21 protein-coding genes are annotated in these 21,969 nt (G+C 70.7%); 9 read left to right on the top strand and 12 right to left on the bottom strand.

The window, feature by feature from the left end; genetic code table 11:
- Positions 1-31: 31 nt before the first annotated feature.
- From ACTOWL_RS00255 to ACTOWL_RS00230, 6 genes are all read left to right on the top strand, one after another.
- On the top strand, positions 32-283 hold the full coding sequence (locus tag ACTOWL_RS00255) for a hypothetical protein (RefSeq protein ID WP_441319175.1): 252 nt from the start codon (positions 32-34) through the stop codon (positions 281-283).
- Between the two features lie 59 nt (positions 284-342).
- The gene (locus ACTOWL_RS00250; RefSeq protein WP_441319174.1) at positions 343-594 is read left to right on the top strand and encodes a hypothetical protein; all 252 of its coding nucleotides are present in this window, start codon (positions 343-345) and stop codon (positions 592-594) included.
- A gap of 99 nt (positions 595-693) precedes the next feature.
- Positions 694-1,563: a UTP--glucose-1-phosphate uridylyltransferase gene (locus ACTOWL_RS00245; RefSeq protein ID WP_441319173.1), complete on the top strand. Its 870-nt coding sequence runs from the start codon at positions 694-696 to the stop codon at positions 1,561-1,563.
- 42 nt (positions 1,564-1,605) lie between these two features.
- Positions 1,606-2,928: a UDP-glucose dehydrogenase family protein gene (locus ACTOWL_RS00240; RefSeq protein WP_441319172.1), complete on the top strand. Its 1,323-nt coding sequence runs from the start codon at positions 1,606-1,608 to the stop codon at positions 2,926-2,928.
- 35 nt (positions 2,929-2,963) lie between these two features.
- On the top strand, positions 2,964-4,355 hold the full coding sequence (gene pgmG / locus ACTOWL_RS00235; protein ID WP_441319171.1) for a phosphoglucomutase/phosphomannomutase PgmG: 1,392 nt from the start codon (positions 2,964-2,966) through the stop codon (positions 4,353-4,355).
- Between the two features lie 167 nt (positions 4,356-4,522).
- Entirely contained in the window at positions 4,523-4,948 is a 426-nt protein-coding gene (locus ACTOWL_RS00230; RefSeq protein ID WP_441319170.1) for a RidA family protein, read from the top strand.
- Between the two features lie 12 nt (positions 4,949-4,960).
- On the opposite strand, the gene ACTOWL_RS00225 is transcribed toward ACTOWL_RS00230, so the two are convergent.
- From ACTOWL_RS00225 to ACTOWL_RS00195, 7 genes are all read right to left on the bottom strand, one after another.
- Positions 4,961-5,467, bottom strand: coding sequence for a GNAT family N-acetyltransferase (locus tag ACTOWL_RS00225; protein ID WP_441319169.1), 507 nt, complete (start codon positions 5,465-5,467; stop codon positions 4,961-4,963).
- Entirely contained in the window at positions 5,464-6,096 is a 633-nt protein-coding gene (gene eda / locus ACTOWL_RS00220) for a bifunctional 4-hydroxy-2-oxoglutarate aldolase/2-dehydro-3-deoxy-phosphogluconate aldolase (RefSeq protein ID WP_441319168.1), read from the bottom strand. Before eda ends, ACTOWL_RS00225 begins: the two co-directional genes overlap by 4 nt.
- Before the next feature lie 80 nt (positions 6,097-6,176).
- On the bottom strand, positions 6,177-7,103 hold the full coding sequence (locus ACTOWL_RS00215) for a sugar kinase (protein ID WP_441319167.1): 927 nt from the start codon (positions 7,101-7,103) through the stop codon (positions 6,177-6,179).
- A gap of 37 nt (positions 7,104-7,140) precedes the next feature.
- Positions 7,141-8,160 carry an aldo/keto reductase gene (locus ACTOWL_RS00210; RefSeq protein ID WP_441319166.1) on the bottom strand — a complete coding sequence of 340 codons (1,020 nt, stop codon included), beginning with the start codon at positions 8,158-8,160 and terminating at the stop codon, positions 7,141-7,143.
- Positions 8,161-8,182: 22 nt separating this feature from the next.
- On the bottom strand, positions 8,183-9,181 hold the full coding sequence (locus tag ACTOWL_RS00205; protein WP_441319165.1) for a Bug family tripartite tricarboxylate transporter substrate binding protein: 999 nt from the start codon (positions 9,179-9,181) through the stop codon (positions 8,183-8,185).
- Between the two features lie 129 nt (positions 9,182-9,310).
- Entirely contained in the window at positions 9,311-10,048 is a 738-nt protein-coding gene (locus tag ACTOWL_RS00200) for a FadR/GntR family transcriptional regulator (protein ID WP_441319164.1), read from the bottom strand.
- Between the two features lie 85 nt (positions 10,049-10,133).
- Entirely contained in the window at positions 10,134-10,886 is a 753-nt protein-coding gene (locus ACTOWL_RS00195) for an SDR family oxidoreductase (RefSeq protein WP_441319163.1), read from the bottom strand.
- Between the two features lie 68 nt (positions 10,887-10,954).
- On the opposite strand from ACTOWL_RS00195, the gene ACTOWL_RS00190 reads away from it, so the two are divergent.
- Positions 10,955-11,734, top strand: a complete 780-nt coding sequence (locus tag ACTOWL_RS00190) for a 2-keto-4-pentenoate hydratase (protein ID WP_441319162.1) — start codon at positions 10,955-10,957, stop codon at positions 11,732-11,734.
- Positions 11,735-11,738: 4 nt separating this feature from the next.
- On the opposite strand, the gene ACTOWL_RS00185 is transcribed toward ACTOWL_RS00190, so the two are convergent.
- Positions 11,739-14,165 (bottom strand): transketolase, encoded by a 2,427-nt coding sequence (locus ACTOWL_RS00185; RefSeq protein ID WP_441319161.1) that lies wholly within the window; start codon positions 14,163-14,165, stop codon positions 11,739-11,741.
- A gap of 168 nt (positions 14,166-14,333) precedes the next feature.
- On the opposite strand from ACTOWL_RS00185, the gene ACTOWL_RS00180 reads away from it, so the two are divergent.
- Positions 14,334-15,653, top strand: coding sequence for a DUF1800 domain-containing protein (locus ACTOWL_RS00180; RefSeq protein ID WP_441319160.1), 1,320 nt, complete (start codon positions 14,334-14,336; stop codon positions 15,651-15,653).
- A gap of 4 nt (positions 15,654-15,657) precedes the next feature.
- Positions 15,658-16,905, top strand: coding sequence for a DUF1501 domain-containing protein (locus ACTOWL_RS00175; RefSeq protein ID WP_441319159.1), 1,248 nt, complete (start codon positions 15,658-15,660; stop codon positions 16,903-16,905).
- Between the two features lie 7 nt (positions 16,906-16,912).
- Here ACTOWL_RS00175 and ACTOWL_RS00170 read toward each other — a convergent pair whose 3' ends face one another.
- From ACTOWL_RS00170 to ACTOWL_RS00155, 4 genes are all read right to left on the bottom strand, one after another.
- Positions 16,913-18,517 carry a DUF4070 domain-containing protein gene (locus ACTOWL_RS00170; protein WP_441319158.1) on the bottom strand — a complete coding sequence of 535 codons (1,605 nt, stop codon included), beginning with the start codon at positions 18,515-18,517 and terminating at the stop codon, positions 16,913-16,915.
- 254 nt (positions 18,518-18,771) lie between these two features.
- Positions 18,772-18,978: a hypothetical protein gene (locus ACTOWL_RS00165; RefSeq protein WP_441319157.1), complete on the bottom strand. Its 207-nt coding sequence runs from the start codon at positions 18,976-18,978 to the stop codon at positions 18,772-18,774.
- Positions 18,979-19,081: 103 nt separating this feature from the next.
- Positions 19,082-20,743, bottom strand: a complete 1,662-nt coding sequence (leuA, locus tag ACTOWL_RS00160; RefSeq protein ID WP_441319156.1) for a 2-isopropylmalate synthase — start codon at positions 20,741-20,743, stop codon at positions 19,082-19,084.
- A gap of 323 nt (positions 20,744-21,066) precedes the next feature.
- The gene (locus ACTOWL_RS00155) at positions 21,067-21,969 is read right to left on the bottom strand and encodes an alpha/beta hydrolase family esterase (protein WP_441319155.1); all 903 of its coding nucleotides are present in this window, start codon (positions 21,967-21,969) and stop codon (positions 21,067-21,069) included.

Below are 21,969 nucleotides of genomic sequence, written 5' to 3'. Positions count from 1 at the left end.
GGGTTTGACCCGTCCTTGACCGGAGAATCCGATGCCCCACCCGACCCGTCGCAGCCTGTTTGCCGGCGCCGGCCTGCTGCTGCTCGCCGCCTGCGGCGGGCCGGAGCTGGCCAGCGTGGCGCCGGTGTCCTTCGCCGGCCGCTCGCCGATCCGGCTGAACGTCGCCCGGATCGATACGGTCGACCGGGCGACGCTGCCGGCGGCGACGCAATTGGCGCAGAGCCCGGCGGCGGCGATCCGCGGCTGGGGCGCCGCCGGCCTGCAGCCGGTGCCGGTCAGCTGATCATCCAGGAGGCCAGCCTGACCCGGGAGCGGCTGGCCACCCAGGGCGGGATCACTGCGATGTTCCGCGACCAGCCGTCGCTGAAGCTGACCCTGCGGCTGGCCGCCCGGCTGGAGGTCGGCCCGGTCGGCAACACCACCGGCGGCTATGCCGATGTCCGGGTCGAACGCTCGACCACCGTGACCGACGGCTCCAGCGCCGCCGACCAGAGCCGCGCCGAGGCCGGCCTGCTGCAGGACGGCATGAACGAGTTCGACCGGCAGTTCGAGGCCAACATCCGGCAGTATCTGGCGCCGCTCGTGCTGCCGTGACGGCCGGACCCGCCCGATTTCCCTTTCGCGCCGCTCTGTGGCACAAGGCAGGATGTGAAGCGTTCATAGCGGGTGTCCCGAGTTTCAGAGAAGGCCTTCATGTCTGAACCCGTCAAGGTCGCCGTCTTCCCCGTCGCGGGGCTCGGCACCCGGTCGCTGCCCGCCACCAAGGCGGTGCCGAAGGAGATGCTCTGCGTCGTCGACAAGCCGGTGCTGCAATACGCGGTCGAAGAGGCCAAGGCCGCCGGGATCGAGGAGTTCGTCTTCGTTTCCAGCCGCGGCAAGACCGCGCTGGAGGACCATTTCGACGAGAATGCCGAGCTCTACGCCTCGCTGGAGGCCCGCAAGAAGACGGAGCAGCTGAAGGCGGCGCGCGACGCCGAGCTGCCGCCCGGCCAGTTCAGCTTCGTCCGCCAGGCCCAGCCGCTGGGCCTCGGCCACGCCGTCTGGTGCGCCCGCCACCTGGTCGGCAACCGGCCCTTCGCGGTGCTGCTGCCGGATGAGATCTTCAAGTGCCGGACCCCGCTGCTGGCCCAGATGACCAAGGCCTATGCCGGCCGCGGCGGCAACATGATCGCGGTGCGCGAGGTGCCGAAGCAGTTGACGTCGCGCTACGGTATCCTGGCGGTCGGCGAGGATGACGGCACGGTGGCCGAGGTTACCGGCCTGGTCGAGAAGCCGAAGGCCGAAGACGCCCCGTCCGACCTGTCGATCGTCGGCCGCTACATCCTGCAGCCGGAGGTGTTCACCCATCTCGACCGGCAGGAGCGCGGCGCCGGCGGCGAGATCCAGCTGACCGACGCGATGGCCCGGCTGATCGGCAGCCAGCCCTTCCACGGCGTGCGCTTCGAGGGCGACCGCTTCGACTGCGGCGACAAGGTCGGCTTCATCGCCGCCAACCTGGCCTATGGGCTGGACCGGCCGGACCTGTCCGCCGCCCTGCGCGAGGCGGTTTCCCGTTATCTGTGACCCGGCCGGCCCGACCGGCGGACTATTGGAGTACGCGGCCCTATGCGCATCGCGATGATCGGAAGCGGCTATGTCGGCCTCGTCTCCGGCGCCTGCTTCTCGGAATTCGGCCATGACGTCGTCTGCGTCGACAAGGATCCCGGCCGGATCGAGCAGCTCAAGCGCAACGAGATGCCGATCTACGAGCCGGGTCTCGACGTGCTGGTGGCGAAGAACGCAAGCGCGGGCCGGCTGTCCTTCACCACCGACCTGGCCGCGGCGGTCGACGGCGCCGATGCGGTGTTCATCGCCGTCGGCACGCCGAGCCGGCACGGCAACGGCCATGCCGACCTGACCTATGTCTTCGCCGCGGCCGAGGAGATCGCCCGGGCGCTGACCGGCTACACCGTCGTCGTCACCAAGTCGACGGTGCCGGTCGGCACCGGCCGCAAGGTCGCCGAGGCGATCCGCAAGGTCCGGCCGGACGCCGATTTCGACATCGCCTCCAACCCCGAATTCCTGCGCGAGGGCTCGGCGATCGGCGACTTCATGCTGCCCGACCGCGTGGTCATCGGCACCGAAGGCGAGCGCGCCGGCAAGGTCCTGTCCGACGTCTACCGGCCGCTGTACCTGATCGAGCGGCCGATCGTGACCACGGCGCTGGAGACGGCGGAGCTGATCAAATACGCCGCCAACAGCTTCCTGGCGATGAAGGTCACCTTCATCAACGAGGTCGCCAATCTGTGCGAGCAGGTCGGCGCCAATGTCCATGACGTCGCCCGGTCGCTCGGCCTGGACAACCGCATCGGGCCGAAGTTCCTGCATCCCGGCCCGGGCTATGGCGGTTCCTGCTTCCCCAAGGACACGGCGGCCTTCGTGCAGAACGCGCGCGAGGCCGGGGCCCCGCAGCACCTGATCGAGACCGTCATCGAGGTCAACGAGGCGCGCAAGGCCGAGATGGCGGAGCGGGTGATCGCCGCCTTCGGCGGCAGCGTCGCCGGCCGGGTCATCGCCGTGCTCGGCCTCGCCTTCAAGCAGAACACCGACGACATGCGCGACGCGCCGAGCCTGACCGTGGTGCCGATGCTGCAGCGGGCCGGGGCCAAGATCCGCGCCTACGACCCGGCGGCGATGAAGGAGGCGCGCAAGCTGCTGACCGACATCGACTACGCGGCCGGCGCCTATGAGGCGCTGCACGGCGCCGACGGCGCCGTGGTGCTGACCGAATGGAACGAATTCCGTGCCCTCGACCCGGCGCGGATGATCAAGCTGATGGGCGGCCCAGTCTTCGTCGACCTGCGCAACGTGTACAAGCCGGCGGACATGCAGGCCGCCGGCTTCCACTATCACAGCATCGGCCGCCCGGTTCCGGGCTCGGCCGGCTGAAACCACAAGACCCTTCCGAGGACCGTACCCCGACCATGACCCACAGCTTCCACCCCACCGTCCTGCGCGAATACGACATCCGCGGCGTCATCGGCAAAACGCTGAACGCAGCGGATTATCGGGCCGTGGGCGCCGCCTTCGGCACCATCGTCCGGCGCAAGGGCGGCCGGCAGGTGGTGGTCGGCTATGACGGCCGGCTGAGCTCGGTGGAGCTGGAGGCGGCGCTGGTCCAGGGCCTGGCCTCGACCGGGGTCGAGGTGGTGCGCGTCGGGCTCGGCCCCACGCCGCTGCTGTATTTCGCCCAGAAGCACCTGGACGCCGATGCCGGGGTGATGGTCACCGGGTCGCACAACCCGCCGGACTACAACGGCATCAAGATGGTGCTGCGCTCCGGCCCGGTATATGGCGACCAGATCCTGGAGATCGGCCGCCTCGCCACCGCCGGCGACCTGGAGAAAGGCGACGGCAAGGTCAGCGACCTCGACCTGCGCGACCTCTATGTCGAGCGGCTGCTGCGCGACTATGACGGCACCCGCGACCTGACCGTGGTCTGGGACAACGGCAACGGCGCCGCCGGCGAGGTGCTGCGCCGCCTGACCGCGACGCTGCCGGGCAAGCACATCCTGCTGTTCGACGAGATCGACGGCCGCTTCCCGAACCACCATCCGGACCCGACCATCCCGGACAACCTAGTGGCGCTGCAGGCCAAGGTGGCCGAGGTGAAGGCCGATCTCGGCATCGCCTTCGACGGCGACGCCGACCGCATCGGCGCCATCGACGGCCAGGGCCGGATCATCCCGGGCGACATGCTGGTGGCGGTCTATGCCATCGACGTGCTGCCGCGGTACCCCGGCGGCACCGTGATCGCCGACGTCAAGACCAGCAAGACCGTGTTCGACGCGATCGCGAAGCTGGGCGGCACGCCGCTGATGTGGAAGACCGGCCATTCGCTGATCAAGGCGAAGATGGCCGAGGTGAACTCGCCGCTGGCCGGCGAGATGTCGGGCCACATCTTCTTCGCCGACAAATGGTACGGCTTCGACGACGCGCTCTATTGCGGCGTGCGGCTGGTGGCCCAGGTCAGCCGCAGCGGCGGCACGCTGGCGGCGCTGCGCGACACCTTCCCCAGCACCGTCTCGACCCCCGAGGTGCGCTTCCAGATCGATGAGAGCCGGAAGTTCGCGGTGATCGACGAGGTCATGGCCCGGCTGCGCCAGTCCGGCGCCGATGTGAACGACATCGACGGCGCCCGGGTGACCACGCCGGACGGCTGGTGGCTGCTGCGCGCCTCGAACACCCAGGACGTGCTGGTGGCCCGCGCCGAGAGCGGCGACGAGGCCGGGCTGGCGCGGCTGAAGGCGCAGATCGTCGACCAGCTGCAGCAGAGCGGCCTGGCCGAGCCCAGCTTCACCGCCTCGGCGCATTGAGGGTTCCGTAGTCGAGCCACGGCCAGGCCATCGATTTCGAGTCACAGGACGGCGGCTTCGATCGTCTTGGGGGTGTGCGCGGAGTGGTGCGACCATCACTTTGCGACCCCGCCCCACGCGCCCGGAACCGGCCTGATGTCCGGAGCGCTTCGAACCGGAGACCCGCCATGTCCGCCGCCACCGACGCCGCCGCCTTCACCCTGAGCAACCCCGCCGGCCTGTACGATCCCTCGGCCAATGGCGATTCCCACCTGGCCGAGGTCCCGGCCGGCACACGCCTCGTCTTCGTCGCCGGCCAGGGCGGGGAAAACGAGAAGGCCGAGCTTTCACCGGATTTCCGGGCGCAGGTCCGGCAGGCCTTCGCCAATCTCCGCATCGCGCTGCAGGCCGCCGGCGCCGGCCCGCGCGACGTCGCCAAGCTGACCGTGCTGATCGTGGACCATACGGAAGCGAAGCTGCACGACCTCGGCGCCGAGCTCGAACACACCTTCGGGCCGGGGAAGAAGCCGACCTGCACGCTGATCCCGGTGCCGCGCCTGGCGCTGGACGCCATGCTGTTCGAAGTCGAGGCGGTGGCCGTGCTTCCGGGCTAGGGTCCGGACGGACTACCCGATCCCGCGCAGCCGAGCCATCGCCAGGGCGTCGACATAGGCGCCGTCGCGATAGGCATAGGCGCGCAGCACGCCTTCCTCGACGAAGCCGAACTTGCGGTAGAGCGCCAGGGCCGGCGCGTTGTCGGTCCAGACCGTGAGCTCGAGCCGCTTCAGGTTCATCCAGTTGTCGGCAGTGTCGATCACCGCGGCCAGGAGGGCCGTGCCGACGCCGCGGCCCTGCCAAGCGTCGTGCACGCCCATGCCGAGCTCCGCCGCATGGGCCCGGCGGCCCTTGCCGAGCTCGAGTCCGGCATCGCCGATGATCCGGCCTTCCGCCTCGGCGACGATGTAGGGATTGTCGAGCGACCGGGTCTCCAGCCATTTCCGCACCGCGTCGAGCGACGGATAGCGCGGGCGCAGCGTACCCCAGCGGAAGCGCGACTGGCTGTGCAGCTCAGTCACCCCCGCCGCATCCTCGATCCGGCCCGCCCGGAGGGTGAAGACCGGCGCCTCGGTCACGCCTCCTCCTCGCCCCGGGCGATGGCCACGGCGCGGCGGGCGCGGGCGGTCACCGCCGCCCAGTCACGCGCCGCCACCTCGGTCTTGCCGGCGATCCAGGTGCCGCCGACCACGGCGACGTTCGGCAGCGACAGATAGGCCCGCAGGTTGGATTCGCGGACACCGCCGGTCGGGCAGAAGCGCATGCCGGCGAAGGGGCCGGCCAGGGCCGCCAGCGCCGACTGGCCGCCATAGATCTCGGCCGGGAAGAATTTGAGCACGCCGTAGCCGAGATCGCACGCCGCCATGATCTCCGACGGCGTCACCGCGCCGGGCAGGAACGGGAAGCCCTCCGCCGCCCGCGCCAGGGCCGGGGTCAGGCCGGGGCTGACGCCGAACACGGCGCCGGCGCGGCGCGAGGCCTCGAGATCGGCCGGCGACAGCACGGTGCCGGCGCCGACGATCGCGTCCGGCACCTCCGCCGCCATGGCGGCGATGACCTCGAGCGCGACCTTGGTGCGCAGCGTCACCTCCAGCACCGGCAGGCCGCCCTCGACCAGGGCGCGAGCCAGCGGCACCGCCGCCGCCACCGTCTCGACGGTCAGCACAGGGATGATCGGGGCGCGGGCGATGATGGCGTCGACGGTCATGGCGGATCTCGATCGGTCAGCGGGACATTCAGGTTGCGCCGCACCTTAGCAAATTGCGGCGGCTGGACGAGAACCGAAGATCACGCGGCGGGGCCCCGGGCGAAGTCCGGCATGGCATCGCGCGGCACCACGGCGCCGCGGTGGCCGATCACCGCCGCCGCCAGGCGGTGGCCGCGCAGTGCCGAGGCGGCCGGATCCAGCCCGGCGAAGCGGCCGGCCAGGTAGCCGGCGTTGAAGCTGTCGCCCGCCGCGGTGGTGTCGACCGGGGTCACCACCCGCGGCACCGGCACCGTCGTCACGCCTTCGGCCGTGGCGATGTGGCAGCCCTCGCCGCCGCACTTCACCACGATCTCGCCGACGCCGTAGCCGCGCAGCCGGGCGATGGTCGCCTGCGGGTCGGCATCGCCGAACAGCGCCTGCTCGTCGTCGAAGGTCGGCAAAGCGTGGCTGGCCAGCGCCAGGAACCGGGCGAACACCGCCTGCGCCCGGGCCTTGTCGGGCCAGCCGCGCGGCCGGTAGTTGCCGTCGAAGGCGATGCGCGCGCCCTTCGCCTTGGCCGCCGACAGCGCCGCGTGGAAGGCGTCGCGGCCGCGGTCGCTGTACAGCGACAGGGTGATGCCGGAGAAATAGAGCAGATCGTAGCCGGCCAGCGTTTCGGCCAGCTCCTCAGCGCCCGGCAGCTCGAACACCTCGCGCGCCGGCGCCCGGTCGCGCCAGTAATGGAAGGTCCGCTCGCCCTTGTCGTCGGTGCGGATCATATAGAGGCCCGGCACCCGGCCGGGCAGGCGCGGCACCAGCCCCGTCCCCACCCCTTCCGCCTGCCAGCGGGCCAGCATCTCGTCGCTGTACGGGTCGTCGCCCAGGGCGGTGACGTAGTCGACCGCGACGCCCTGGCGGGCCAGATACACCGCGGTGTTCAGCGTGTCCCCGCCGCTGGCCAGCTGGGCGTCGCCGCCCGGCTTCACCGCGATCTCGATCATGCACTCGCCGATCGACGCCACCCGCATTGAAACAACCCCTTCCCGGCTTACGGCCGGGGCCCGCTCACGGGGTCGGCGCGTCGGCGCGAATCAAGCTTTCGGATTTCAGATCCGACCACAGCCCGGCGGGGATCGGGTAGCGGAAATTCTCGACGTTGCGCGTGACCTGGTCGGGCGACAGCGCGCCCGGGATCACCGAGGCGACGCTGGGGTGGCCGAGCGGGAACTGCAGCGCCGCCGCGGCCAAGGGCACGCCATGCGCGGCGCAGACCCGCTCGATCCGCCGGCAGCGCTCCAACTCCTCCGGCGTCGCGTCGCGATAGGCGTATTTGGCGCCCGCGACCGGGCCGGTGGCGAGGATGCCGGAGGCGAAGACGCCGCCGATGACGATGCCGGCGCCGTGCCGCTGGCACAGCGGGAACTCCTCCGCCAGCGGCTCCTGGTCCATCAGCGTGTAGGGCATCGCCACCAGGAAGGCGTCGAGATCGGCGGCGTCGAGCAGCCGCGGGATCATGCCCATGACGTTGATGCCGGCGCCGACCGCGCCGATCACGCCGGAGGATTTCAGCTGCTCCAGCGCCCGCCAGCCGGAGGCGGAGAGCCGGTCGAGATGCGCCCGCACCCGGGCGTCGGTGGGATGGTGCAGCAGGTCGAGGTCGTGGATCAGCAGCAGGTCGATCCGCGGCAGGGTCAGCCGCGCCCAGATCTGCTCCATCGCCCGCATGATGCCGTCATAGCCGTAGTCGAAGACGACATCGAAGGGCAGGCCGCCGGCCCATTTCTCGGAGTGGAAATGCTCCGGGTCGGGCGACGGCTTGAGCCAGCGCCCGACCTTGCTGGAGACGCGGAAGTCACCGCGCGTCTGGCCGTGCAGGAAGCTGCCCAGCCGGTGCTCGGCCAGGCCGAGCCCGTACCAGGGGGCGGTGTCGAAATAGCGGATGCCGGCATCCCAGGCCGCCTGCAGCGTGGCATGGGCCTGGGGCTCCGGCACCGTGACGAAGAGCTCGCCGAGCGCCGCCGTGCCGAAGCCGAGCGTGGTCACCTCGAGTTCGGTGCGCCCCAGGCGGCGGGTGTCGATCGGCATCGGCGGAACCCCTGTCAGATGGTTATTGTGAGTCGGCGGCGCCGGAGGCCTCGACGATCGGGGCCCATTTCGCCATCTCGGCCACCACATGCTTGGCCAGCTCGTCCGGGGTGGAGCCGACCACGGTGGCGCTGAGATCGGCCAGGCGCGGCTGCGTGGACGGGTCCTTCACCGCCTTGACCGCCGCGGCGTTCAGCCGGTCGATCACCGCCTGCGGCGTGCCGGCCGGGGCAAAGATCGCGTTCCAGGTGTAGGTCTCGTAGCCCGGCACCCCCGCCTCCTCCATCGTCGGCAGGTCGGGGAAGCTGGCCGAGCGGGTCTTGGTGGTGACCGCCAGCGCCCGCAGCGTGCCCGCCTTGATGAACTGGGTCGAGGACGGCAGGTTGTCGAACATGATCGGCACCTGGTTCGCCACCACGTCGTTCAGCGCCGGCCCGGCGCCGCGATAGGGGACATGGATCATGTCGACCCCGGCGAGGCTCTTGAACAGCTCGCCCGACAGGTGCAGCGGCGTGCCGATGCCGGAGGAGGCGTAGCTGTATTCGCCCGGCTTCGCCTTCAACAGCGCGATCAGCTCCTGCACCGTCTTGGCCGGCACCTCGGGGTTGACCTCGAGCACGTTCGGCACCAGCACCAGCAGCGAGACCGGCGCGAAATCCTTCACCGGGTCATAGGGCATCTGCTTCATGACCGCGGGGTTCAGCGCATGGGTCGCGATCGTGCCCATCAGGATGGTGTAGCCGTCCGGATCGGCCTTGGCGACCGCATCGGCGCCGATGTTGCCGCCGGCCCCGGCCTTGTTCTCGACGATCACGGTCTGGCCGAGATCCTCGGTCATCTTCTCGGCGATGATGCGGGCGATCAGGTCGGTCGAGCCGCCGGCCGCGAACGGCACCACCAGCGTCACCGTCCGCGACGGGAAGGCGTCGGCCGCCGAAACCATGCCGGCCGGCAACGCGAAGCAGGCCGCCAGGCCCGCGAGCAGGACGGTTCGTCGGACCAGGCCATGCAGCGTCGTCATGCGTCTCCCCCTCTATCGATCGTTCGATGATTCGATTGTTATGATTCGGGCACGGCGCTGGATCGCGCCCGGCCGGCCGCGATTGTCGCGGAGGACGGCGGCGCTGGCAACCCGCGCCGCCGGTCTCGATCAGGCGGGCGCGTCGGCGGCGATGGCTGTCTCCGGGCTGGCGGCCTCCAGCTCGCGGGCGCTCTGGTTCATGATGAACTGCATCGCCTTGCGCGCCGCCCGGGCGTCGCCCGCGGCGATGCCCTCATAGACCGCGCGGTGGTCGCCGACCGCCAACGGGAAGGCCCGGTTGCGCCGCGCCTGGGCCTGGAAGCTCATGGTCAGCAGCGGCCCGAGGATGGTGCTGAGCCGCTCGATCAGCGCGTTGCGGCTGGCGGCGAAGACGGCGAGGTGGAAGCGGACATCGGCGCTGTAGAAGGCGTTCGGGTCCTCGCCCGCCTTCTCCATCTCGTCCAGCGCCTCCTGGATCAGCGCCCGGTCCTCCGGCTGCGACCGCCGGGCCGCCAGCTCCGCCGCCGCCGGCTCGATCGCCCAGCGCAGCTCGACCAGGTCGCGCCGGAAGCTGGGGATCAGTGCCTCGGGCGAATGCCAGCCGAGGATGTCGGGGTCGAGCAGGTTCCACGCCTCGCGCGGCCGCACCCGGGTGCCGGAGCGGCGCCGCGGCTCGACCAGCCCCTTGGCCGCCAGCACCTTCACCGCCTCGCGGATCGCCGAGCGGCTGGCGCCGTAGGTCTCGGCCAGCTCGCCTTCGCTCGGCAACGTGTCTCCCGGGGGAATTTGGCCGGATACGATCCGGGCTCCGATATCGTGGACCACCCGGCCATGCAGGCCGGCGGAAGGATACCCGTTTTTCTTCATGCCGCGGTCTTCGACCTTCTTTGGATCCTGGCCCATTGTCGCCGAAATCTCCCGCGTTGCAATGATTTGACAAAAAAGAGGGGTGTCAGCGCCCCCCCGACACGTCGATCGTGGTCGCCGTCATGTATGAGGCGGCGTCGGACAGCAGGAACAGAACGGCCTCGGCGATCTCCTCCGGCCGGCCGATGCGGCCGATCGGGATGGTCGGCGCGACGGCACCGAGCACGGTCTTGCCGCCGACATGGTCGTCGTTGATGTCGGTGTCGGTCAGGCCCGGGCGCAGGCCGACGACGCGGATGCCGTCGGCCGCCACCTCCCGCGCCAGGCCGGTGGTGAACGAATCGACCGCGCCCTTGGACGAGGCATAGGCCACCTCCTGCGGCAGCCCGCCATGGCGGGCCGCGACCGAGGAGATGTTGACGATCACGCCGCCCGGCCCGCCCTGGCGCCGCGACATCCGGCGGATCGCCTCGCGGCTGCAGTAGAACAGGCTGAAGACATTGGTGGCGTAGACCGCGGCCAGCCCCTGCGGGTCGTCCAGCGCGTCGATTCGGGTCACCGGGCCGATCACCCCGGCGTTGTTGACCAGCGCGGTGACCGGGCCGAGCGCCCGGTCGATCGCCGCGAACATCGCCGTCACCGCGGCGCTGTCGCCGACATCGGCGGCGAACGCCGCGGCCTCGCCGCCGGCCGCCGCGATCTCCGCCACCAGCGCCTCCGCCGCCGCGCGCGACCGGCCGTAATTGACCGCGACGCGCCAGCCCCGGGCCGCGCCCAGGCGGGCGATGGCGGCGCCGATTCCCCGTCCGGCGCCGGTGACGAGCAGCACCCCGGCCATGGCATCCTCCCTCTTGTCCGACGAATGAGCGTAGCATGAGGATAAAAGCCCGACCAATGGAGTGCGCGATGGCAATCGATCTCCATGCTGCCGCCAGGATTTTGGCCGACCACCGCCTGCAACCCAGCGCCTTCCCCGGCCTGCCCGAGGCGCTGCGCCCGGCCGACCTGGCCGCCGCGCGCCGGCTGCAGGATGCGGTGCATGAGCGGCTATCCGCCCGGCTGGGGCCGCGGATCGGCTGGAAGATCGGCTGCACCACCCCGGTGATGCAGCGCTTCCTCGGCATCCCGGAGCCCTGCGAGGGCGGCATCTTCCGGGCGAGCATCCAGACGAGTCCCGGCCGCTTCCCGGCGGCGGCGCATCACCGGGTCGGTGTCGAATGCGAGATCGCGGTCCGCATCGGCCGAGACCTGCCGCCGGGCGAGCACGGCCGCGATGCCTTGGCGGCGGCGGTCGACGCGGTGCTGCCGGCGATCGAGGTGGTCGACGACCGCTACGCCGATTTCGCCGCGCTGGGCGCGCCGACCCTGCTGGCCGACGACTTCTTCCAGGCCGGCTGCGTGCTGGGCCCGCCGGTCGCCGACTGGCGCGGCCTGGACCTGGCCGCCCTGTCCGGCCGGATGCTGGTCGACGGCACCGAGGTCGGACGCGGCCATGGCCGCGACGTGCTCGGCCACCCGCTGGCGGCCCTGGCCTGGCTGTCCGCCACCCTGGCCCGCCGCGGCCGGGGCCTCTCGGCCGGCGAGATCGTGCTGCTCGGCAGCCTGATGCAGACCCAGTGGCCCGCCCCCGGCGCCCGAATCGCCATCGAGATCGAGGCGCTGGGCCGGGTCGGGATGGACGTTTAGCGGCTCACCGCCCCAGCAGGGCCGCGGCGCAGGCGTCGAGAATGGCGTCGGCGTCGATTCCGTATTTGCGGTAGAGCTGCGGGATCGTGCCGGACTGGCCGAAATGCTCGACGCCGAGCGGCTTGACCCGGTGGCCGTGCACGCCGCCGAGCCAGGACAGCGTCGCCGGGTGTCCGTCCAGCACCGTCACCAGCACCGCGTCCGGCGCCAGCGGCGCCAGCAGCCGGCGGGCCAGGCAGGGCTCGACCGGATGGCCGGCGCGCACCGCCGCCAGTTCGGCATGCCAGCCGGCGTTGAGGCGGTCGGCCGAGGTCACGGCCAGGAGGCCGGCGCCGGGGATGTCCTCCAGCACCTGCTCGAAGGCGGCGATCGCCTCCGGCGCCACGGCCCCCGTATAGACGATGGCCAGAGACGCGCCGGGTGCCGGCTCGCGCAGCCAGTAGCCGCCGGCGATCACCGCCTGGCGCAGATCCTCGGTCATCTCGCGCTTCGGCTGCTCCAGCGGCCGGGTCGACAGACGGAGATAGACCGAGCCGCCATCGTGGTCGCGCACCCAGTCGCCGGTCGCCGGGTCGGAGCCGTCACGCTGCATGTAGTCGAAGCCCCAGGCCATCACCGCCGCCAGCTCGTCGACATAGGCCGGCTCGAAGCTGGCCAGGCCGTCCTGGGCCATGCCGATCAGGGGCGAGCTGATCGACTGGTGCGCCCCGCCCTCCGGCGCCAGGGTCAGGCCGGACGGCGTCGCCACCAGCATGAAGCGGGCATCCTGGTAGCAGGCGTAGTTCAGCGCATCGAGGCCGCGGGCGATGAACGGGTCGTACAGGGTGCCGACCGGCAGCAGCCGCTCGCCGAACAGCGAATGGGTCAGGCCGAGCGCGGCGAGGTTGATGAACAGGTTGTTCTCGGCGATGCCCAGCTCGACATGCTGGCCGTCCGGCGACATGCCCCAGCGCTGGGCCGAGACCACCTTCTGCTCCTTGAACACGTCGGCACGGCCGTGGCGGTCGAAGATGCCGCGGCGGTTCACCCAGCCGCCGAGATTGGTCGAGACGGTGACGTCGGGCGAGGTGGTGACCACCCGCTCGGCCAGCATGTCCTCGCGCTTGGCCAGCTCGCCCATGATCCGGCCGAAGCCCTCCTGGGTCGACATGGTCTCGGCCAGGGCGACGTCGAGGTCGCGCGGCACCGGGATCCGCGCCGCCTCATAGCGCCGCCGCCCCTCGGCGGCGAAGGGCACGTCGGCGAGGAAGGCGCGCAGCTCGTCGGCCAGGTCGTCGATGCCGGCGAAGGGCTCCCACTCCCGCCCCTCGGGCACGCCCTGGCTGGTCTGGAACGCCGCCATCTGGTCCGGGTTCATCAGGCCGGAATGGTTGTCCTTGTGGCCGGCGAAGGGCAGGCCGAAGCCCTTGATGGTGTAGGCGATGAACACCGTCGGCACGTCGTCCGTGATGCCGCGGAAGGCGGCCAGCACCGATTCCATGTCGTGGCCGGCCAGGTTGGTCATCAGCGCCGCCAGCGCCGCATCGTCATGGTCGGCCAGCAGCTCGGGGATGCCCGCTATGCCGCCGATATCGGCCAAGAGCTGCCGGCGCCAGGCCGCGCCGCCCTGGTACACCAGGGCCGAGTAGAGCGGGTTCGGGCATTCGTCGATCCAGCGCCGCAGCGCCTCGCCGCCCGGGCGGCGGAACGCGGCCTCCAGCAGCCCGCCGTATTTCAGCGTCACCACCCGCCAGCCCATGTTCTCGAACAGCTTGTCGATGCGGGCGAACAGCCGCTCGGTGACGATCGAATCGAGGCTCTGGCGGTTGTAGTCGATCACCCACCAGACATTGCGGACGTCGTGCTTCCAGCCTTCGAGCATGGCCTCGTAGATGTTGCCCTCGTCCAGCTCGGCGTCGCCCATCAGGGCGATCATGCGACCGCCGGCCTTGGCCTCGCGGCCCCATTCCTTCAGCGCGACATAGTCCTGGGCGATCGAGGCGAACAGCGTCATGGCGACGCCGAGCCCGACCGAGCCGGTGGAGAAGTCGACGTCGTCGGCGTCCTTGGTGCGCGACGGGTAGGACTGGGCCCCGCCGAGCGAGCGGAAGGCCTCGAGATTCTCGCGGGTCTGCTGGCCCAGCAGGTACTGGATGGCATGGAACACCGGGCTGGCATGCGGCTTCACCGCCACCCGGTCGCGCGGCCGCAGCACGTCGAGATACAGCGCGGTCATCACCGTGACCAGCGAGGCGGAGGAGGCCTGGTGGCCGCCGACCTTGAGCCCGTCCGGGCTGGGCCGCAGGTGGTTGGCGTTGTGGATCGTCCAGGCGGAAAGCCAGAGGATCTTCTTCTCCAGCGCCTTGAGCAGGCGCAGCCGATCCGCCGCCGCTGCCGCCACGCCATCCGCCTCGATGCGCGCCTCACGCGCCCTGCGACCAACCGTCCCCATCGCCCGACACCCTCGCCCTGCTGCGGATTGGACCCTACCTTAATCAGCACGTCAGTGAACCGGACGCAACGGCGGCGCGCTCCCACCGGAACGACGCCGGCCGACGGAATCCCGCCGCCCTGCCGTGCAGAGGCCGGAGGGGCCGTTCGAGTGCGGAGACGGAGAACCATGTCTCTCGTCCAGGCGGCGATCGCCGCGAATCGCTTCGGCTTCGGCGCCCGGCCGGGACAGCTCGAGACCCTCGCCGACAACCCCTGGGACTGGCTGCGGGCGCAGATCCGCCAGCCGGTGGCGCCGGCCGGCGACCTGCCGCTGACCAAGGCCGGGCTGGCGATCCTGATCGCGGTGCAGTCGGCGCCGGACGAGGACAGCCGCAAGCCGCACCAGGAGGAGGCGCGGGTGCTGCGCGACCGCGACCGTGTGGCGCATATCCAGTCGGCGGTGGCCAGCGACACGCCGTTCCGCGAGCGGCTGGTCAAGTTCTGGACCAACCACTTCACCGTCGCCTACGTCCAGAGCTACGTCATCCCGTTCGGCGGCGCCTATGAGAACGAGGCGATCCGCCCCTATGCGACAGGCAAGTTCCGCGACCTGCTGGGCGCGGTGGTGAAGCACCCGGCGATGCTGTTCTATCTCGACAATGCCCGCTCGGTCGGGCCGAACTCGAAGGGCGGCAAGCAGGCCGGCCTGGGCCTGAACGAGAATCTGGGGCGGGAGCTGATGGAGCTGCACACGCTGGGCGTCGACGGCGGCTATACCCAGGCCGACGTGCGGGCCCTGGCGATGATCCTGACCGGCTGGACGCCCGGCCGCGCCAAGGACCCGCCGGGCACCGTCTTCGCCTTCCGCCCGGGCGGCCACGAGCCCGGGCCGAAGACCTTCCTGGGCCAGACCTATCCCCAGGCCGGGCAGGCCGAGGGCGAGGCGGCCTTGGACGCCCTGGCGGCGCATCCGTCCACGGCCCGGCACATCGCCACCCAGCTGGCCCGCCACTTCATCGCCGACGACCCGCCGCAGGCCGCGGTCGACCGCCTGGCCAAGTCCTTCCTGGACACCGAAGGCGACCTGGCCGCGGTGTCCGAGGCGCTGATCGACAGCCCCGAAGCCTGGTGGCCGGTGCGGAGCAAGTTCAAGTCGCCGCTCGACCTCGTGGTCTCGGCCGCGCGCGGCTTCGACCTGACCGAGGTCGGGACGGCAGCGGTGAACTGGACCCGCCGGCTGGGCCAGAAGGTCTACGATGCGCCGTCGCCGCAGGGTTGGCCGGACCGCGAATCGGACTGGCTGGCGCCGGGGCTGGTGATGGAACGGATCGAATGGAGCTATCAGGTGATCCCGCGCCTCGTCGCCGACCAGTCGCCCCTGCCCTTCGTCGAGGCCCTGCTGGGCCCGACCCTGTCGGAGCAGACCAAGGCCGTGCTGCGCGGCGCGCCGAGCCAGCGCGAGGGCATGGCCCTGGCCTTGCTGAGCCCGGAATTCCAGAGGAGGTGAGACGATGGATCTGACCCGACGCCATCTTCTCGGCGGCTTCGCGGCCACGGCCGCGGCGACGATGCTGCCGGCCCGGCTGCTGCTGGCCAAGGCGCCGATCGAGCAGCGCTTCGTGCTGATCATCCTGCGCGGCGCGCTGGACGGGCTGGCGGCGATGCCGCCCTATGCCGACCCCGACCTGCGGGCGCTGCGCGGCGCGCTGGTGCCGCCCGACCCCGGCCAGGATGGCGGCATGGTCGATTTGGACGGGCGCTTCGCCCTGCATCCCGGCTTGGCCTCCTTGAAGGACTGGTACGCCGAGGGCAGCTTCCTGCCGCTGCACGCCGTCGCCTCGCCCTATCGCGACCGGTCGCATTTCGACGGGCAGGATCTGCTGGAGACCGGCGCCGCCCGGCTGGACGGCACCCGCGACGGCTGGCTGAACCGCACGCTGGGCCTGATCGGCGCCACCGACCGCCGCTTCGGCATCGCCTTCGCCGAGGACATCCCGCTGGTGCTGCGCGGCACCACGCCGGTGACCTCCTGGCTGCCAGACAGGCCGGCCACCCTGCCGCCGGGCTTTCCCGACCTGGTGGCCCGGCTGTACGACCAGGACCCGGCGCTGCACGCCGCCTATGCCTCCGGCCTCGACACCACCGCCTTCGGCCGGCAGATCCAGGGCATGGTGCAGATCGCTTCTGCCTCAGGCCCGGCCATGCCCGCCCAGGGCGTGATGGCCGGCGGCATGGCTCCGGCCGCGGCCGGGGCCGATCTGCAGCTGGCCGAGGCGGCCGGCCGGTTCCTGGCCGACCCCACGGGCTCGCGCATCGCGGTGATGGAGCTGTATGGCTGGGACACCCATGTGCAGCAGGTCAAGCGGCTGGACCGGCTGCTGGCCGCCTATGCCGCGACGCTGCAGGCGCTGCGCGCCGGGCTGGGCGACGCCTGGCGGCAGACCGCGATCCTGACGGTGACGGAGTTCGGCCGCACCGCCGCGGCCAACGGCTCCGGCGGCACCGACCACGGCACCGGCTCGGTCGCCTTCCTGGCCGGCGGCGCGGTGCATGGCGGAAGGGTGCTGGCCGACTGGCCGGGTCTGGCGGGCGACCGGCTGTACCAAGGCCGCGACCTGGCCCCGACCATGGATCTGCGCGCCGTGGCCAAGGGCGTGTTCCGCGACCATCTCGGCCTGCCGGAGGACGCGCTGGACCGCGTCATCTTCCCCGGCAGCGCCGACGCGGCGCCGATGCGGGAGCTGGTCAGGCGGGCGTAAGCCGCCGTCAGGCGGCCACGTCGGGCACCGCTGCCGCCTCGATCTCGGCCTTGGGCTGCGGCTGAGCCAGCATCTGCTGCACCATGGTGTGCACATGGAAGTGCATGGCGCATTTGATCGCGTATTGCTGCAGCACGGATGGGCTGCGCCGGCGCCAGAGCACGCGCAGCATGCGGCGGCGGTACTCGCGGCGCAGCTCCGGATCGGGGACGCCGCGCGTCAGCAGGGTGAGGATGGCGACGGCTTCGAGCAGCAGCCGCGCATTGGTCCTCAGCCACAGCTTCGGCCGGCGGGAGAGGGCCCGGGCCTTGACGCGCCCGGGCGTCATGCCCAGGCCGAGATAGAGCGAATCGACCCGGTCGAAATAGGCCGCGGGCGCGTAGAGGTCGCGCATCAGCGCGACATAGCCCTGGCGCAGCGCGTCCCGGCTGAAGCCCCGCGGCAGGATGTTGGTGCCGAACTCCCCCATCCCCTCGAAGCTGGCGGACAGGTCGAGCCGCCCCTCCGCCTCGAGCCGCTTATAGAGCGGCGTCCGGGGGATCGCCACCAGCATGTTGACCATGGCGTGGACGATCCGGGCCTCCTGCACGAAGCGCTGCTGGGCGGCGAAGATGCCCGGGTCGTCGTGATCGAAGCCGAGGATCAGGCCGCACCAGACCTCGATGCCGGCCTCCTGGATGCGATGCACCTTCTGCAGCATGGTGCCCGAGCGGTCCTGCAGGTTCTGGATCTTCCGGGTCTCGCGCAGCGCGTCCTCGTTGACGGTCTCGATGCCGATGAAGACCTGGGTGATGTTGGCGTCCGCCATCAGCTGCATCAGCTCCGGGTCCTCGGCGAGGTCGATCGACGCCTCGGTCGAGAAGGTCATCGGGCAGAGATTGGCCTGCTGCCAGGCGATGAGGTCGCGCAGCAGCGCCTTCACCGCCTTCTTGTTGCCGATCAGGTTGTCATCGACGATGAAGGCGGTGCGCTTGCCGGCGGCCATCAGGCCTTCCAGCTCGGCGATCACCTGCGCCGAGGTCTTGATCCGCGGCCGGCGGCCGAAGGTGACGATGATGTCGCAGAATTCGCAGGCGAAGGGACAGCCGCGCGAAAACTGCACGCTGCCCAGCGCATACTTGTTCATCGGCAGCAGATCCAGCCGCGGCGGCGGGACCGTCGCCATGTCGGTGCGCTCGGCCTGCTCGTAGCGCCGCTGATGGTGGCCTTCGCCCCATTCGGCGAGAAAGCGTGGCCAGGTTTCCTCGGATTCGCCGATGAAGATCACATCGGCGAGATCTTTGAAATCATCCTCCTGCACCGTCGCCCAGGCGCCGCCGACCACGGTGAAGACGCCGCGCCGCCTCAGCTCGACCAGGATCGACCGCATGCGCAGGCGCTGCACGTTCATGCCGGTGAGGCCGACGATGTCGGCCCTGGCGCAGCGGTCGAAATCGATCTCCTCGACATTCTCGTCGATCAGGGTGATCCGGTGCCCGGGCGGCGTCAGGGCCGCGAGCAGCGGCAGGCTCGCCACCGGCAGCAAGGCCTTGGCGTCAAGAAAGCGTATCGCGTGCTCGAGCCCCCAATACGAGGTCTCGAACCGCGGGTTGATCAGCACGATGTCCGCCACGAGCCGCCCTCCGCATGTCGTCTGCGTTCAGGCGTCTCCTCCCTGATCAGATTTCACCTTAAAATCTTTCGCAGGGATAGCGTTTCGTTGCGTCTGGATCGGTTTTTCGATCCCGGCGCCTTGCCGATGGGCTGGCCAGCCTCCGCAGCATGGTCGACGCGGCCGGCGAGCACGGCGAGACGACTCGCGGCCGCTGGAGCGGCGGGTCGCCCGCGCCGTGTTCGGTTCTTCCGGCTGGCCGGAGCAGCGGTCGGCTAGGTGTCGAGCTTGCCCAGCCCGATGGTGGCCAGCAGGACGCTGCCGTCATTGGTCAGCGCCCATTTGCCCTGCCGTTCCTCGATCAGGCCGCGGGCCTGCAGGCCCAGGCGCACGGGATCGGCGACACCGCTCTCGTGGCGGTGGATGCGCCCCAGGGCGTCGCGTTCGTCGGCCGAAAGGTCCTCGGGTCGAAGCTGCGGCATGGTTTCCTCCTCGGGTCACCGCGCCGGCATCTGCCGCCGCGTCACGCACAACGCCCGGCGACCCGATCCGGGTCCGCCACTGCGGACCCGGCAGGCCCGAGCCTCAGGCGGCGCCCTTGCGGACGCCGCGGTTGACCGCGCTGGCCACGGCCTTGAGCGAGGCCATGACGATGTTGCTGTCGATGCCGACGCCGAACAGGGTCCTGCCCCCGACCCGCGCCTCGACATAGGTCGCGGCGGCGGAATCGGAGCCGCTGCGCAGGGCGTGCTCGCGGTAGTCGGCGATGTCGACATCGACCCCGGTCTCGCGGCGGAGCGCGTCGACGAAGGCGTTGAGCGGGCCGTTGCCCTCGCCCCGGATGGTCTTCTCCACCCCGTCGATCCTGACCTGCGCCTCGATGTGGCGCTCGCCGCGGCCGGTCGGCAGCGTGGTGTGGCCGGTCACCTCGACCCGGCCGGGGGTCAGGTACTCCTGCTCGAACTCGTGCCAGATCACCTTGGACGAGATCTCCTTGCCGGTCTCGTCGGCCAGCTTCTGGATCACCTGGCTGAACTCCACCTGCAGCTTGCGCGGCAGGTCGAGGCCGTGGTCGGCCAGCAGCAGATAGGCGACGCCGCCCTTGCCGGACTGGCTGTTGACGCGGATCACCGCCTCGTAGCTGCAGCCGATGTCCTGCGGGTCGATCGGCAGATACGGCACCTCCCACAGCCCGCTGTTGCTCTTCTCCATGGCCGCGAAGCCCTTCTTGATCGCGTCTTGGTGCGAGCCGGAGAAGGCGGTGAACACCAGCTCGCCGCCATAGGGGTGGCGCGGATGCACCGGCAGCTGGTTGCAGTATTCGACGGTGCGGACGATCTCGCCGATGTCGTGCAGGTCGAGCTCGGGGTCGACGCCCTGGGTGAACATGTTCAGGCCCAGGGTGACGATGTCGACATTGCCGGTGCGCTCGCCATTGCCGAACAGCGTGCCCTCGACCCGGTCGGCGCCGGCCATCAGGGCCAGCTCGGTCGCGGCGATGCCGGTGCCGCGGTCGTTGTGCGGATGCACCGACAGCACGAAGCTGTCGCGCCGGGCGAAGTTGCGGTGGCACCACTCGATCTGGTCGGCATAGACGTTCGGGGTCGCCATCTCGACCGTCGCCGGCAGGTTCAGGATCGCCTTCCGGTCCGGCGTCGGCTGCCAGGCGTCGAGCACGGCGCCGCAGATGTCGCGGGCATAGTCCAGCTCGGTGCCGGTGAAGCTCTCCGGCGAGTACTGGAACACGATCTCGGTCTCCGGCACCGTCGGTACCAGCTCCTTGATCAGCTTCGTCCCTCGCACCGCGATCTCGGTAATGCCATCGCGGTCGAGGCCGAACACCACCCGGCGCTGCAGCGTCGAGGTCGAGTTGTAGAGATGGACGATCGCCCGCTTGGCGCCGCGGATCGCATCGAAGGTGCGGCGGATCAGCTCCTCGCGCGACTGGGTCAGCACCTGGATGGTGACGCCGTCGGGGATCAGGCCGTTGTCGATCAGGTGGCGGACGAAGTCGAAATCGGTCTGCGAGGCGGCGGGGAAGCCGACCTCGATCTCCTGGAAGCCCAGGCCGACCAGCAGGTCCCACATGCGCTGCTTGCGGTCGGTCCCCATCGGCTCGATCAGGGCCTGGTTGCCGTCGCGGAGATCGACCGAGCACCAGATCGGGGCGCGGTCGATGACGCGGCTCGGCCATTGCCGGTCGGCCAGCGCCACGGTCTGCACCGGGCGATACTTGTCGATCGGCATTCCGGGTTTGGGTGACGTCACAGACATCGGATTTCTCTCTCGCACCGGCCGGCGGTCGACCGGACATAAAGGATAGGGCGAAATGACGACGGGCGCATGACATGGATGCGCCAACAGGGCCGCCGGGCGCGCGATGCGCCGCTCAGCGGCCGGTGATAAGTCGCAGCGTGGCCCGGATGGTGCGGGAAACGGCCGGTCGGAAAGGTCGGGCGGGGGTCATGGAGAGGATCCGGAAAGGGGTCGCAACAGCTTCGGTTTCGACGCCCCTCTGGGCGCCGATCAGATAAGTCGAAGCGTGCGTAGCCGGATCATCATGCCCCCACCTAAGGGGCGGGGGGCCGCTCTGTCAACTGAATCCGCTGGTCGGTGACCCGGTCGAAGAAGCCGGTGATGGCCGGCCCGGTGCCGTCCGGCCAGCCATGCGAATAGGGCCGGCGGCGGTTGAAGGTCGAGGGCAGATCGCAGAACACCACCGGGTCGGAGATGCCGGACTTGCCCCAGCGCTTGCAGCGGAAGGTGGCGCTGGCGTCGACCGGGGTGGCGGCCAGCCGGTTCTGGGCGATGCGCTTGTCGCGCTCGGTGATGCCCTGGCTGTAGGGCACCATGTTGTCCTTCGGGTTGTGCAGCAGGATCGCCGCCACCTGCCCCTGGCAGGGCCGCACGCTGCCGATGCCGCCGGCCACCACGGCGGTGGCGCGGAACACCCCGGCGCGGCCGCAGGACAGGTCGTTGACGAAGCTGCCGCCCATTGAATGGCCGGCGGCGAAGATCTGGTTCTGGTCGACGCAGAGCGTTGCCTTCAGCCGGGCCAGCAGGGTGTCGACATAGGCCATGTCGCGGTCCGCCCGGCCGCCCCAGCCGCCCTGGGCCTGCGGATAGACCACGATCGCCCGCCGCGCCGCCGGGCCTTCCAGCTCGAAATAGGTGCGCACCTTCTCGGCCGTGCCGGTGCGGCCGTGGAAGGCCAGGATCAGCCGGGCGGGCACCGATTTGTCGTAGCCGGGCGGCAGGTCGACGATGTAGCGCCAGGACGCGCCCTGGAACTTCAGCGTCAGCCGCCCCTCCGCGGCGGGAAGGCCACAGCCGCTGGTCGGCTGCGGCTGCAGCTGGGCCAGATTGGCGCCAGGCGACGCGGGGCGGGAACCGTTGCCCGGCGCCACGCAGGCGGCGACGACGAGAAGGCAGGCGAAGGCGGCCAGCCGCCCGGCGCGAAGGAGGACGTTCAT

Source organism: Inquilinus sp. CA228 (genome assembly GCF_052078665.1).
Lineage (GTDB): Bacteria > Pseudomonadota > Alphaproteobacteria > DSM-16000 > Inquilinaceae > Inquilinus.
Note: the sequence above shows the minus strand (reverse complement) of the source record. Positions and strands in the feature narration are given on the sequence as shown.

Excerpts from the sequence above, each read along its gene's own strand:
- ACTOWL_RS00255 (WP_441319175.1), top strand. The coding sequence starts at position 32 with ATGCCCCACCCGACCCGTCGCAGCCTGTTTGCCGGCGCCGGCCTGCTG.
- ACTOWL_RS00250 (WP_441319174.1), top strand. The coding sequence starts at position 343 with ATGTTCCGCGACCAGCCGTCGCTGAAGCTGACCCTGCGGCTGGCCGCC.
- ACTOWL_RS00245 (WP_441319173.1), top strand. The coding sequence starts at position 694 with ATGTCTGAACCCGTCAAGGTCGCCGTCTTCCCCGTCGCGGGGCTCGGC.
- ACTOWL_RS00240 (WP_441319172.1), top strand. The coding sequence starts at position 1,606 with ATGCGCATCGCGATGATCGGAAGCGGCTATGTCGGCCTCGTCTCCGGC.
- pgmG (WP_441319171.1), top strand. The coding sequence starts at position 2,964 with ATGACCCACAGCTTCCACCCCACCGTCCTGCGCGAATACGACATCCGC.
- ACTOWL_RS00230 (WP_441319170.1), top strand. The coding sequence starts at position 4,523 with ATGTCCGCCGCCACCGACGCCGCCGCCTTCACCCTGAGCAACCCCGCC.
- eda (WP_441319168.1), bottom strand. The coding sequence starts at position 6,096 with ATGACCGTCGACGCCATCATCGCCCGCGCCCCGATCATCCCTGTGCTG.
- ACTOWL_RS00215 (WP_441319167.1), bottom strand. The coding sequence starts at position 7,103 with ATGCGGGTGGCGTCGATCGGCGAGTGCATGATCGAGATCGCGGTGAAG.
- ACTOWL_RS00210 (WP_441319166.1), bottom strand. The coding sequence starts at position 8,160 with ATGCCGATCGACACCCGCCGCCTGGGGCGCACCGAACTCGAGGTGACC.
- ACTOWL_RS00205 (WP_441319165.1), bottom strand. The coding sequence starts at position 9,181 with ATGACGACGCTGCATGGCCTGGTCCGACGAACCGTCCTGCTCGCGGGC.
- ACTOWL_RS00200 (WP_441319164.1), bottom strand. The coding sequence starts at position 10,048 with ATGAAGAAAAACGGGTATCCTTCCGCCGGCCTGCATGGCCGGGTGGTC.
- ACTOWL_RS00195 (WP_441319163.1), bottom strand. The coding sequence starts at position 10,886 with ATGGCCGGGGTGCTGCTCGTCACCGGCGCCGGACGGGGAATCGGCGCC.
- ACTOWL_RS00190 (WP_441319162.1), top strand. The coding sequence starts at position 10,955 with ATGGCAATCGATCTCCATGCTGCCGCCAGGATTTTGGCCGACCACCGC.
- ACTOWL_RS00185 (WP_441319161.1), bottom strand. The coding sequence starts at position 14,165 with ATGGGGACGGTTGGTCGCAGGGCGCGTGAGGCGCGCATCGAGGCGGAT.
- ACTOWL_RS00180 (WP_441319160.1), top strand. The coding sequence starts at position 14,334 with ATGTCTCTCGTCCAGGCGGCGATCGCCGCGAATCGCTTCGGCTTCGGC.
- ACTOWL_RS00175 (WP_441319159.1), top strand. The coding sequence starts at position 15,658 with ATGGATCTGACCCGACGCCATCTTCTCGGCGGCTTCGCGGCCACGGCC.
- ACTOWL_RS00165 (WP_441319157.1), bottom strand. The coding sequence starts at position 18,978 with ATGCCGCAGCTTCGACCCGAGGACCTTTCGGCCGACGAACGCGACGCC.
- leuA (WP_441319156.1), bottom strand. The coding sequence starts at position 20,743 with ATGCCGATCGACAAGTATCGCCCGGTGCAGACCGTGGCGCTGGCCGAC.
- ACTOWL_RS00155 (WP_441319155.1), bottom strand. The coding sequence starts at position 21,969 with ATGAACGTCCTCCTTCGCGCCGGGCGGCTGGCCGCCTTCGCCTGCCTT.